This is a genomic window from Eggerthella sinensis (genome assembly GCF_003339815.1).
In the GTDB taxonomy this organism is placed as follows: Bacteria; Actinomycetota; Coriobacteriia; order Coriobacteriales; family Eggerthellaceae; genus Eggerthella; species Eggerthella sinensis.
Genome location: NZ_PPTT01000010.1, coordinates 1 through 13,019 on the forward strand (window position 1 = coordinate 1; position 13,019 = coordinate 13,019).

The following is a 13,019-nucleotide window of genomic DNA, read 5'->3' on the forward strand; positions in this document are numbered from 1 at the left end:
TACCCGTTCGGCGGCGGCCTGCACTGCTCCACCGCGGACGTCTTCCGCGAGGGCGAGTGCCTCGACTACTTCCCGAACCGCGTCGCCGACCCGACCCTCATCCATCCCGAGATGTGGAACGACTAGTTCTTGCAGCTTGACCGCTTGTCACTGACAGGATCTGGCACCATTTAGAAGAAAGGGGATTCGGTTTGCAAGAGCATTCCGGATCCCCTTTTTCATTCCTCAAATCGACAATCACGTACAACTGAGTTCGGTCATGTAGGATCAAAGGTAAGACAAGTACCGTCTTCGATTACACGATCTGTTTCGCATTCGATCTTGCATGACAAGGGCCCCTCACCAGGGGGCTTAGGTGGGGCATATCTTTTTTGCTACTGGTTTAAGGAGGACCAATGGCAGACAACAACAAAGACCTGAAGGTCGGCAAGGACGTGGACGGCTCCGGCGGCTATGAAATGAAGCTGAACCTGGGCACCATCGCCATGCTTGTCTCGGCAACCGGCATGGGCCTGGTGCCGCTGTTCAGCCGCTGGGCTACGCGCACCGACATGTTCGACGGTGCCGCGGGCTTCAACGCCGGTGACAGCATCGGCGCCCTGATGGCCGTCGGCCGCATGGGCATGGGCGTGCTGTTCTTCGTCATCTTGATGGTGGCCACGCACAAGGTGCACGTGTTCAAGAAGCTCAAGCTGACCCCGGCCATCGCGCTCGGCGGCTTGATGATCGGCATGTCGCTGGCGTGCTACGTCACGTCCACGCTGCTGACCACGATCTCGAACGCGGTTCTGTTCATCTACATCGGCCCCGTCATCTGCGTGTTGATGGCTCGCATCTTCCGCAAGGAGCCGATGTCTAAACTGCAATGGATCTGCTTGGCTGCGGTGTTCATCGGCATGCTGTTCGGCGAGGGCCTGCTCGGCTTCGGTGTAGGCGGTGCGGCGTTCGGCATGGACTTCAACCTGGCACCCTCCACGGCCGAGTTCCCGATGAAGGGTATCGGCGACGCGTTCGGCTTGGCTTCCGGTGTGTTCTACGGCGCTTCGATGTTCTTCAACGGCTATCGCAAGGACGCCGACACCACGGCTCGTGGCGTGTGGAACTTCATCTTCGCCGTCATCGGCGCTGGCGTTATCACCATCATCCTGAACTCGCTCGGTGCCAACCCTGGCATGGAGAACTGGGCTCTCAACGTGCACTTCACCACGTTCAACTGGATCGGCGCGGTGCTGCTGTGGATCATCTGCGGCCCCATCGCTCTGGGCTTCCTGTTGGTGGCTGGCCGCAACCTGCCGGCTGCTGACTACGGCACCATCGCCTACTGGGAAGTTCCCGTGGCCCTGTTCATCGGCCTGGTCATCTTCGGCGAGCCGTTCACCATCAACACGGCTTTGGGCGCCGTCCTCATCATCGGCGGCGGTGCTATCCCGTCCGTCAAGGGCATGGTAGCCGGTCGCAAGCACAAGCAAGAGGTTGAGATTCGCGAGAACCTCTCTGCCAAGCTGCAAGAGGAAGCAGAGAAGGAAGATCTCGATCTCCCCTAGGGCTTTCGCTCGACATCTCGGACTCGCTTCCACAGGTGAGGCGGGGGACGTGAAAAACGGGTGGCCGGCCGGGCTGAAAACCGCGGCCACCCCGCACTGAGAGGAAGGTGTGGCACATGAAGATCACGACCAATCTCACGCACATCGCTACCACGATTGATTTCGAAGCCGCCAAGAACGAAGAAGAGCTGCAGGCCGCGTTTGCCGCGCAGGGGATTCAGGGCTTCGAGGCCGAGCTCGACATCATGGAGCGCACGGAAGAGCATGTGCAGATGGTATCGCTGGAGAAGCTGCTCCAGTTCGCGAAGGCGTCGGGATTGAACGCCGTCACCTACGACGTGACGTACTTCCCGCATGCCGATCAGGACGAGGTCAACTACCAGCTCAACCAGCTGGCGCGCGACCTCGAGATCAGCGCCGAAGTCATCCGCGATCTGTGCGCGACCGAGATCCAGGAGTACCTGGACCTCGACGCCAAGCGCGACGCGAGCGTGCCGGTGCACAGCATCGTGGAGGCGTACACGGGCGGCACGGCGTTCGCCTGGTACGGCATGAACGACTACCCGCGCTTGAAGCATGTCATCCTGCGCAAGCTTGCGCAGGGCGGCCAGAAGGCCAAGCACAACTTCATCATGCGCGCGAGCAAGGCGCAGGTGGATCTGCTCGAAGATTACTGATCGCGCGGTTTGCGACCGGAGACTTCGGGTTGCCTGCCAGCCTGTCGATGAGAACGCAGTTTGTCATTAATCTATGCGTTTCATAAGGCATTTTAGGTGGAGCCCGTTTGCTGCAAAACGGGCTCCACGCCTTTTTCGGAGCCTCCGTTCGCCCGTTCAATCCTTAGGGAAATGTAACAGCTTCGCTAAGAGAAGCTGATAGTGCGGTATGATAACCTCAGGTAAAGGCGTTACCCGATCAAAAAGGGGGCTTCTTTGGAGCACCAAATACGCCGGCAGTTTGCTTGCATTCCAAACGAAGCTGCCAAGTTCTTAGGGGACTACCATGGAATCTAATCAGACTATTGACCAACGTTCCACCATCAAGAAAGTAGCCGTTTCATCGTTCCTTGGAAACTTCATCGAATGGTTCGACTACGCAACGTACTCGTACTTCGCGGTGGTCATCGCCAACGTGTTCTTCCCTGGCGACGACCCCTCCCTGGCGCTCATGCAGACGTTCGCGGTGTTCGCGCTTTCGTTCCTGCTGCGCCCCATCGGCGCCATCTTCTGGGGCAGCATGGGCGACAAAAAGGGCCGCAAGTGGGCGCTTTCCACGTCCATCTTCCTCATGACGGGCGCCACGTTCTGCATCGGCTTGCTGCCGGGCTACCTGGCCATCGGCTTGGCCGCCCCCATCTTGCTGCTGTTGCTCCGCATGATTCAGGGCTTTTCGGCTTCCGGCGAGTACGCCGGCGCCGCAACGTTCCTGGCCGAGTACGCTCCCGCGAACAAGCGCGGCGTGTACTGCTCGCTCGTGCCGGCTTCGACGGCCGTCGGCCTGCTGGTGGGCTCGACGTTCGCCACCATCATGTACACGATCCTGCCTGACGCAGCCGTGAACGAGTGGGGCTGGCGCATCCCGTTCTTGCTGGCCGGACCGCTGGGCCTTATCGCTCACTACATCCGTACCAAGCTCGAGGATTCGCCGACGTACCAGGAAATGCAGAAGGCCATGACCAAGGCCGACGACTCGAACCATCCCATTCGCGACCTGTTCAGGAATCACCTGCGCGAGCTCATCATCTCGTTCGGCGCTGCCATGCTGAACGCGGTGGGCTTCTATGTGGTGCTCACGTACCTGCCGGTGTACTTGGAGACGGTGGTTATGATGCCGGCGAACGAATCGTCGTTGATCACCACCATCTGTTTGATCGCATATGTGGCGTTCATCTTCGGCAGCGGGCATCTGTCCGATAAGTTCGGGCGCAAGAAGATGCTCATCATCGCATGCGTGTCGTTCATCGTGCTCACGGTGCCGGCGTTCATGCTGCTGAACACGGCGCAGTTCTGGACCGTGCTGGCCGTCGAGCTGGTTATGTGCCTGGCGCTCACCATCAACGACGGTACGCTGTCGAGCTACCTGACCGAGACGTTCCCGACGGCTGTGCGCTACACCGGTTTCGCGCTGTCGTTCAACCTGGCGAACGCCCTGTTCGGCGGCTCTGCTTCGTTCATCTCGACCGCGCTCATTGCCGCTACCGGTTCCAACCTCGCGCCCGCCTGGTACATGGTCGGTGTGTCTTGTATCGCGCTGGTGGCGATGATACTATCTCATGAGCACACAGGTAAGGAGCTGTCCGACGTTTAAGGCCTGATGGCCTGCACTGATGACCGCTCGCCGTTTCACTGAGCGAGCGGACTGTGGATACAACGGGCGCCGTCCGAGACCTGAAGGTCCGGGCGGCGCTCGCTCATGAGAGGGCGTTTTCGCGCCATCCGTTTGAGGGAGGACCGTATGGCCGAAACATCGCAGACGCCGAAGTCTTTGAAGGCGCAAATCACGCGCACCTCGCTTGTGCTTGCTGCCGCCGCGCTGCTGCGCGAGCAGGGGCCGAAAGCCGTCACCTACCGTAAGGTTGCGAAGTGGGCCGGCGCGGCTTCGTCGTCGGTGGGGTACTACTTCGACTCCGTGACGCAGTTGCTGCACGAAGCGGGTCGCTACAACATCCAACTGTGGGCCGAACGTGCCGAGAAGGCAGCGTCTGCCGCGGAAGGGCTCGATCGCGACGAGTGCCGCGAGCGCGTGACCGACCTGCTCATTCGCGCGTGCCTACCGGACGAGTCGGTGGTGCCCTCGGCGCACTACGCGCAGCTCATTGCCGCTGCCGAGTCCGATGTGGTCACCGAGGCCTATCAGAAGGGGCGCGTGTCGCTCGACGCCGCCATCGAGCGCATTCTGTCGCATGCCGGCATCGAGATGCCGCCGCGCATGGTGGGCACCGTCGTAGACGGTGCGGCCGTGGCCGCCATCTCGGAGGGTTACGATGTGCGCAAGTTCTCAACCGACATTCTGCAAGGGGCCATCGACACGTACGTGAAGGCTGCCAACGCCTAAGCGATGACGGCACGCTGGGCCGCGTGACGGTCGAGCGCTGCGCCCAGTACTCTAGCAACTCACATTTCGGCGACGGGAGGGTGAACGCCCTGCCGTCGCCGATTTTCTTTTCCTGCCATCTGTTAGAACGTGAGGAAGAAACGTTCGTATGCGATGTCGCGCCGCTGCAGTTGTGAGCGGCGCGACATCGCGTCAGAGGTGAGGAAAGGAGTTGAGGCGGCATGAGCGATCCTCGTCAAGCAGAAGCGGGCCCCGTCGGCCAAGTGAGCCGCCCGACGTTCAAGCGCACGCTGACGTTCTTCGGGTTCTTCGCCATCACGGCTTCCATGGTGATGACGGTGTACGAGTACCCGTCGTTCGCCACATCGGGATTCCAGCTGGTGTTCTTCCTGATCGTGGGCGGCATCCTGTGGTTCTTGCCCGTCGCGCTGTGCGCGGCTGAGATGGCCACGGTGAAGGGGTGGGAGTCGGGCGGCATTTTCGCCTGGGTTGGCAACACGCTGGGAAGGCGGTGGGGCTTCGCCGCGCTGTTCTTCCAGTGGTTCCAGATCACCGTCGGCTTCGTCACCATGGCGTTCTTCATTCTGGCGGCGCTCGCGTACGTGTTCAAGTGGGACGCGCTGTACAACAACCCGCTGGTGATGTTCTTCGGCGTGGCGGCCATCGTATGGCTGCTCACGCTGACGCAGCTGGGCGGCACGAAGTACACGGCGCGCATCTCGAAGGTGGGCTTCGTGGGCGGCATCATCGTGCCGGTGCTCGTGCTGCTGGCAGGGTTGATCTACTACTTCGCCACGGGCGGGGCTTCGCAGATCACCTTCGACGTGGGCACGTTCGTGCCCGACTTCAGCAAGGTGGACACGCTGGTCATCTTCGCGTCGTTCATCCTGGCGTACATGGGCGTCGAGGCGTCGGCGTCGCACGTGAACGAGCTGAAGAACCCGAACCGCAACTATCCGTTGGCCATGATCGTTCTGGCCATCCTCACCATCGCGCTCGATGCGTTGGGCGGCTTGGCCGTGGCCACGACGCTGCCGGCGTCGGTGCTGGACGGCAACCTGTCGTTCGGCGTGATCGAGGCGTTCCGCGCCATCTTCGTGCAGCACATCGGGCCCTCCTTGGGCTGGGTGGTGTTCGTAGTGGCGCTGCTGCTGGCGCTCGGCGTGCTGGCCGAGATCTCGGCCTGGATCGTGGGTCCGTCGCGCGCGCTGCTCGATACGGCGCATGACGGCATCCTGCCGCCGTCGTTCAAGAAGGTGAACAAGCACGGCGTGTCGGTGAAGACCGTCGTGGTGCAGGCCATCATCGTCACCGTGTGGGACGCGGTGCTGTGCGGGTCCATCGCGCTGTCGGGCGGGTCGAGCTCGTCGGTGGGCTACCTCACGGCAATCGGCCTGACGGTGGTCATCTACCTGGTGGGATACGTGCTGTTCTTCCTGGGATACTTCGTCCTCATCTTCAAGAAGAAGAACCTGCAGCGTTCGTTCCAGCTGCCGGGCGGCACGCCGTTCAAGGCCATCGTGGCGGGCGCGGGCCTGATCATGACCGTGGCGACGCTGATCATCTCGTTCTTCCCGTCGTCGAACCTGAGCGCGCAGGCGAACCAGGTATACCAAGCCACGTTGGGCGTTGCGTTCGTTATCTCGGTGGCCATCCCGTTCGTCATCTACGGGCTGCGGCATCGGTGGGCGCCGAAGGGCGGCACGCTGGCGGCCGTTGGAGCGACGGGCGCGGCGGGTGCGGCGGCGATGAACGCTGCTGCGACCTCGGGGTCTGCCGGTGTGGCCGCGCGTCCTGCGAGCCCGGCGCAGGGCACGCACGCGCCAACCGGCGCCCCCGCTGCACCCGGTGCGCACGCGGCGACGGGCCCGGGTAGCTCGGGGCCCATCAACAAGCGCACGAAGGCGCGCGACGCCATGGGCGGGCAGCGGCCGGCCGGTGCGAGCGCCGGGAGCAGCGGCGTCGTTGCCGGCAGCGGGTTGGGCGAACGCGTGGCGCACGGCATTTCGGCCGTGGTGGTCAGCGTGACCAGTCGCCCGCCGGGCCCGATTCCCGTCGACGCGAAAGAGCCGCAGATCGCTGCCGACCCGCTGCGCACGCCCGGCGTGGAGGACACGCCCGAGGCGCAGCAGGCAGAGGACGCGGCACGGGATGTGCCGCAGGACAAGGAGCAGGACGCGCCGCAGGACGCGGTCGAAAACGCGCCGCAGGACAAGAAATAGCAAGCATCGAAGCCAGAGGAGGCATCTATGAAGGAGCAAACGAGCACAAGCAAGATTCTGGACGGCATGGACGAGGGCACGAAGTACTCCACCCCCATCTTCGGTTCCGAGGCATCCGACGTGGCCATGCCGCGCACAGAGATGAACGACAATCCCGTGGAGCCGCGCATCGCCTACGAGATGATCAAGGAGTACCTGTCCATCGAGGGTAACGCCACGCAGAACCTCACCACGTTCTGCCAGACGTACATGGAGCCCATGGCCACGAAGATCATGGCCGAGACGATGGAGAAGAATGCCATCGACAAGGACGAGTACCCCATGACGGCCGACCTCGAGAACCGCTGCGTGGCCATGATTGGCAACCTGTGGCATGCCGACCCGGCCGAGCAGCCCATGGGCACGTCCACCGTCGGCTCGTCCGAGGCGTGCATGCTGGGCGGTTTGGGCATGCTGTTCCGCTGGAAGAAGCTGGCGAAGGACGCGGGCATCGATATCTACACGTCGCAGCGTCCGAACCTGGTCATTTCCTCAGGCTATCAGGTATGTTGGGAGAAGTTCTGCCGCTATTGGGACGTCGAAATGCGCCTCGTGCCGCTTGAGAAGGACCACCTGTCGCTGAACATGGACACGGTCATGGACTACGTGGACGACCATACCATCGGCATTGCGGCCATCCTGGGCATCACGTACACCGGCAAGTTCGACGACGTGCAGAAGCTCAACGAACTGGTGGAGGCCTACAACCAGCAGCATCCGAAGCTGCCCATCCGCATTCATGTGGACGGCGCGTCGGGCGGCATGTTCGCCCCGTTCGTCGAACCTGACCTGGTGTGGGACTTCCAGCTGAAGAACGTGTGGTCCATCAACTGCTCCGGCCACAAGTACGGTCTCGTGTACCCCGGCATCGGCTGGGTGGTGTGGCGCAGCAAGGAGGCGCTGCCCGAGGACCTCATCTTCTGGGTGAGCTATCTCGGCGGCGAAGAGGCCACCATGGCCATCAACTTCTCGCGCAGCGCGTCGCAGATCGTGGGCCAGTACTACGTGCTCATGCGCAACGGCTTCGAGGGCTTCAAGGAGATTCAGGAGCGCACGCTCGACGTGGCGCGCTACCTGGCTGCCGAGCTCAAGGAGATGGACTTGTTCGAAATCTACGAGGACGCGTCGCATATTCCCATCGTGTGCTGGGGCCTCAAGGACGATGCGGGCGTGGAGTGGTCGCTGTACGACCTGTCCGACCGCCTGCGCATGAGCGGTTGGCTGGTGCCCGCGTACCCGATGCCCGCCGACATGCAGGACACCACGGTCCAGCGCGTCGTGGCGCGCGCCGACTTTTCCATGCAGCTGTGCATCCGCCTCGTGAAGGACATGAAGAAGGAAATCGACACGCTGAACAAGGCGAAGTTCGTCACCGGCAACACGCAGGGCGTCATCCGCACCGGCTTCAACCACGGCGGCCGCTCCGCCGTCGACCACGGCGACGACGTGCAGACGAAGGCTCCCACGCCGCAGAAGTAGCCCCAACCCCAAGCGCCCCGACCACACGGCCGGGGCGCTTGTTTTGTGGTGCGTGGCGTCCTAGAAGAGGTACATGTAGCTGAAGTAGCCGAGGACGCCGCCCGCTAGGGCGCCGATGATCATGCCCACGACTATCTTGAGCGGATGATGCTCGCGGGCGCGCCGGCTTTTGGGGTTGTCGCGGTCGACGTGCTCGCCTTTCGCATACGCGAGCACTTCCCGGTAGGTGTACAGGTCGTTCTTCTTCTGAAGATGGATGCTCAGGAAGATCATCGCCATGCCAGCGCCCCATAGCAGCAGAAAGATGATGCCGGAAGGTACAATTCCCCAGTCCCAAATCAAGATTCCGCTGAAGAACACCATCATGCCCACCAGGGCCAACCCGAGGCCTCCCCATGAGAGGGCGGCTATCTTCGTAAAATCGTTCGAAAGTGCTTTCTGCATAGTTTCCACGTCTCCTTTGATCAATTCGTCGATAGTGACATCGAAGAGGACGCTCAGGAGCAGCAGGCTTTCCACATCGGGGTAGGTCTTGTCGGTCTCCCAGTTCGACACCGTCTGCCGCGAGACGTATATCTTCGCGGCGAGGTCTTCCTGCGAGAGCTCGTGTTCCGTCCGATACCGCTTGATGTGCTTGCCCAGCTCCACGTTCGTCCCTTCGTTGATCAAAGCCTGCCATGACGCCGACAACCTTACCATCAAAAGCCTTCGACATGCCCCGCAGAACGCCAAAAGGGAGCTGTCAAAATGCTTTGACAGCTCCCTGACCAGCGACGATTCTAAGGCAAAACAAAAAGCGCTCCTGCGCTGAACCCGGTTCTCGTTCGCCATTTGGGACCGGATTCAGCGCAGGAGCGCCTGGGGAAGGCGGCTGTCGCGTGGAGCACGTCGCGCGCGACAGCCGGTAAAGCGGGGAAGACGTTGCAGATTAGTCTTCGCGGTAGATGGGCATGCTCATGCAGCGCGGGCCGCCACGGCCGCGGGACAGCTCGGCGGACGGGACGATGATGAGGTCGAGGCCCTTGTCGCGAAGCACCTTGTTCGTGACGTCGTTGCGCTCGTACACCACGATCTTGCCCGGAGCGATGCACAGCGTGTTCGAGCCGTCGTTCCACTGCTCGCGCTCGGCCGCGATGCGGTCGCCGCCGCCGCAGGGGATGAGCTCCACGGGGTAGCCCATGTAGGTCTCGAGGATGCTCTCCAGCGTGCCGTTCACTTCCTTGACCTTGATGCCGTCGCCCTCGGCGGTGATCTCGAAGACGGTCAGCGGGCCCATGATGCCCGGGTGGATGGTGAACTTGTCGGTGTCGATCTGCGTGAACACCGTGTCGAGGTGCATGAAGGCACGGCTGTTCGGGATGTTGAACGCAAGGATGGTCTCGATGGGGCTCGTCGGATCGCTGAAGATATTCTTCGCGATGGCGTCGATGGCATCGGGCTCGGTGCGCTGGGAAATGCCGATGGCCAGCACCTTGTCGTTGATGTTGAGGATGTCGCCGCCTTCGATGTGGAAGGTGTTGTAGCGGCTGTAGTACTGCGGGGTGCCCTTGAGCATGGGGTGGTTCTCGAAGATGTACTCGCCGTAGATGGTCTCACGGTTGCGGGTTTCAGAGTACATGCGGTTGATGGACACGCCGTTGCCGATCATCGCGAACGGGTCGCGGGTGAAGTACAGGTTCGGCATGGGGGCGATGACCATCTTCGAGGACTCGGACACGAGGTCGACCAGGGAGTTCGACTTGTCGGTGTGCAGCTCGGTGAGGTTGATGCCCTCCATCGTCTTCATGACGAAGTCCTTGGCGTCAGGGTAGTTCTCCTGCATGTAGTCGAAGATGATCTTCTGGTAGCGATCCGTGCGGATGCCGGCCTCTTCGATCCACTGCTTGAGGAACTTCTCGCGCAGCTCGGGGTTGGCCTCCAGAACCTCGGCCATGAGGTCCTCCAGGTAGAACACCTCCACGCCGTTGTCACGCAGAGCCTGCGCAAACGCATCGTGCTCTTCCTGAGCTACCTTCAAGAACGGGATGTCGTCGAACAGGAGCTCTTCGAGCGTGTTCGGCGTCAGGTTCAGGAGCTCTTTACCCGGTCGGTGCAGCAGGACTTGCTTCAACGGCTTGATTTCGCTAGGAACATTCACGCCAGCCATAGCAACCCTCCCTTTCGTGTTGCGGCTCGCGTTGCGAGCCTCTTCGCCAAGTGTCGTCGAGCGTTTCCTTTTCCGCTCGACGCATTGCAACCACCATGCACCCGCCGCGAGGCGAAAGAAAGATGTAAACAAGATTTAGCGAGGGAATGATTGCGGGTGTAGCGGAACGGTTTAGACGGTACTCCTCACGTAAACCGCAGGTGGGCGATTAGTTTGCATGGGGCGGTCGCGGGGGAGCGTTGAGAGTTTGGCAGCAGGTGTTTCCGAAATCATGATTTCGTGTATCATGGGATGGGTTGCAAGCGACGAGGTTCATGATAGCGAGGTGCTCTTCCGTGGGGTTCGTGCTGTTCTATTACACGCTGTTCGTGATGCTTGCTTCCATCCTCGCTTCGGCAACCTGCCTGTCGGCCTATCTCGTATCGCATAAGCGCGAGATGCTGTTCGCCATGATTGGCTTCCTCTTCTATTTCTTCGACGTCGCCTGGGTGTTGCAAGACGACTTCGCGCTGTTGGGCGATTTGCAGGTGGTGGGCGTGTTCGCCATCGTCCGCTCGCTCGTGTCGGTGGTGACAGGTGGCGGCTGCCTCATGGCATTCTGGCTGCTGATCTGCGACTACCTGGGCGGTACGAGCCGCGCTCTGCGCTGGGTTCCCGGCATCGTGTACGTGGTGGGCAGCATTGCGGCCCTCGAGCTGCTACCGGCGGGAGACGTGCAGCGCTTCGTGTTCTACACCACGCGCGCCATGTTGCTGTTCTGGATGCTCATCTACTGCGGGTTCCGCTACTTCACCAGCAAGGAAGAGGTGGAGCGCAACCGTTTGCGCCGTCATCGATGGCTCTACGTGGCGGTGTGGGCGTTGGGCCTGCTCATGGTTGCGGAAGACGCCAGCTTCTTCCTGATCTTCGATCCGCAGCACATTCTCATGTGGCCGCGGTCGTACGCGCCCGAGCGCAACTTCATGGAGAACATCCTGATGCTGAGCTTGTCGTTCTTCGCGTGCCGCGACGCGTTTCAGGTGCTGTCGATGCGCTTCGAGCGCCCGCCCATGCACGGCGGCGAGGTGCAGGATGCGCGCATCACCGAGAACCTCATGGTGTACGGCAAGCGCCATCAGCTGTCGGAGCGCGAGCAGGAGGTTCTGCACCTCGTGCTCATGGGCAACGACAACCAGAACATCGCATCCACCATGCATTTGGCCCTGAGCACCGTGAAGGTGCACGTGCACAATATCCTGCAGAAAACGGGCCAGCCCAACCGCCAAGCCCTCACCCAAGACTTCTGGAAGACGTCATAGAGCGGGGGCGAGGGATGCTGGGAGGCCCGGGAACTGACGATCGTCTTCCTTCGGCTGCGCTGCGCGCTCCGCTCAGGGCGACGGCAAAGCGCGTCTTCGCCCGCCGAGACGCTGGGTCGCGAGCTGCATGGGTTTCCGCGCCCCTGCCTTGGCAGAAATTTCGAATTATGAACGATATTTGATCGCATTTTCCTTCCCGATTTCGAGAAACCCCAGGTCGCTATTTTTTGTCTGATGCGCAAATCGTTCATATCATGCGATCCTTGCCAAAAGGGCGGCAGACGGGGTGCCGAGCCTGCCATCTCGACCCTATTTTTATAGGATGACACAGGATTTATGCGCCAAAGGGGAGTCGGAACGGTGATTTTGTAGCAGTTTGGAAGGACTCGGTGCGATGGGGTTGCGAAGAAAGCGCCCGCCATCGAGCGCACGTCGAAGAGCCTTTTCGATGCGGGATCGATCCAAAAAAATAGGAGCCGGACGCGCTTCCGCCTATGCGAGGCGTAGAGAGTGAGATGACCCCGCCCGGCTTGTCAGTTTTCTACGATGAGGTTTTCGGCGATGCTTTTGAGCTTCTTGAAGTCGGTGATGACGAGGGCCCCGCGCTGGCGCTCGGCGCAATCGGCGTTGCGCAGCGCCACGACGGAGTTCGTGATGGAGTTCACGTGCACGCCGAGCATCTCGGCAAGCTCCTCGTTGCTGAACGGGATGATGGCGGGCGCCTGTGCCGAGTTGAACTCGCGCGCCAACGTGAGCAGCAGGGCAGAGAAGCGCTGCAGCACCGGGTAGATCGAAGCGTTCACGGCCTCGCGCGTTTGCAGCGACATCATCTCGAACAGGTACTGCGCCATGGCGTAGCACACCTCGCCGTGCGCCTTGAGGTAGGCCCCGAAGCTCTCGGCGTCGATGGCGAACGCTTCGACTTTCGTGGTCGCTTTTGCGTTGAGGATGGACGGTTTGCGGTCGACTTCGGGACGAAATCCTTGGAATCCGATGAGCGTGCCCGCCTTGTGGAAGAACACCGTTTTGGTGTAGCCGTCGGGCGTGCCGCTGTAGAGCCGCACCAATCCGCGCGTCAGATAAAACGTATTGCGCATGTCGTCGCCCTCGCGAAACAGGTAGTCTCCCGGACTGAGCTTGAGCGCTCGGGCTTTCAAGACGCCTTCGGCCACCAGGCTTTCAATGGCCTCGCTCAGCAGCGGTTTCGGTTGCACGAACAAGCTGATTGCTTCCATAC

10 protein-coding genes are annotated in these 13,019 nt (G+C 61.3%); 7 read left to right on the forward strand and 3 right to left on the reverse strand.

What is annotated here, in order from left to right; translation table 11 throughout:
* The first annotated feature begins 395 nt into the window (after positions 1-395).
* From C1876_RS06995 to gad, 6 genes are all read left to right on the forward strand, one after another.
* Positions 396-1,544, forward strand: coding sequence for a DMT family transporter (locus C1876_RS06995; RefSeq protein ID WP_114546006.1), 1,149 nt, complete (start codon positions 396-398; stop codon positions 1,542-1,544).
* Positions 1,545-1,660: 116 nt separating this feature from the next.
* Positions 1,661-2,221, forward strand: coding sequence for a hypothetical protein (locus C1876_RS07000; protein WP_114546007.1), 561 nt, complete (start codon positions 1,661-1,663; stop codon positions 2,219-2,221).
* A 325-nt stretch (positions 2,222-2,546) separates the two neighbouring features.
* Positions 2,547-3,851 (forward strand): MFS transporter, encoded by a 1,305-nt coding sequence (locus C1876_RS07005; protein WP_114546008.1) that lies wholly within the window; start codon positions 2,547-2,549, stop codon positions 3,849-3,851.
* A gap of 147 nt (positions 3,852-3,998) precedes the next feature.
* Positions 3,999-4,598: a TetR/AcrR family transcriptional regulator gene (locus C1876_RS07010; RefSeq protein WP_114546009.1), complete on the forward strand. Its 600-nt coding sequence runs from the start codon at positions 3,999-4,001 to the stop codon at positions 4,596-4,598.
* Positions 4,599-4,819: 221 nt separating this feature from the next.
* On the forward strand, positions 4,820-6,820 hold the full coding sequence (locus tag C1876_RS07015; RefSeq protein WP_114546010.1) for an amino acid permease: 2,001 nt from the start codon (positions 4,820-4,822) through the stop codon (positions 6,818-6,820).
* Between the two features lie 27 nt (positions 6,821-6,847).
* Entirely contained in the window at positions 6,848-8,338 is a 1,491-nt protein-coding gene (gene gad, locus C1876_RS07020; RefSeq protein ID WP_114546011.1) for a glutamate decarboxylase, read from the forward strand.
* A 60-nt stretch (positions 8,339-8,398) separates the two neighbouring features.
* On the opposite strand, the gene C1876_RS07025 is transcribed toward gad, so the two are convergent.
* The gene (locus C1876_RS07025; protein WP_114546089.1) at positions 8,399-8,986 is read right to left on the reverse strand and encodes a helix-turn-helix transcriptional regulator; all 588 of its coding nucleotides are present in this window, start codon (positions 8,984-8,986) and stop codon (positions 8,399-8,401) included.
* A 280-nt stretch (positions 8,987-9,266) separates the two neighbouring features.
* On the reverse strand, positions 9,267-10,484 hold the full coding sequence (gene arcA / locus C1876_RS07030) for an arginine deiminase (protein ID WP_114546012.1): 1,218 nt from the start codon (positions 10,482-10,484) through the stop codon (positions 9,267-9,269).
* 335 nt (positions 10,485-10,819) lie between these two features.
* Between arcA and C1876_RS07035 the strand changes: the two genes are divergently transcribed.
* Positions 10,820-11,782 (forward strand): helix-turn-helix transcriptional regulator, encoded by a 963-nt coding sequence (locus tag C1876_RS07035; protein ID WP_114546013.1) that lies wholly within the window; start codon positions 10,820-10,822, stop codon positions 11,780-11,782.
* 533 nt (positions 11,783-12,315) lie between these two features.
* On the opposite strand, the gene C1876_RS07040 is transcribed toward C1876_RS07035, so the two are convergent.
* Positions 12,316-13,017, reverse strand: a complete 702-nt coding sequence (locus C1876_RS07040; RefSeq protein ID WP_114546014.1) for a Crp/Fnr family transcriptional regulator — start codon at positions 13,015-13,017, stop codon at positions 12,316-12,318.
* Between the last annotated feature and the right edge of the window lie 2 nt (positions 13,018-13,019).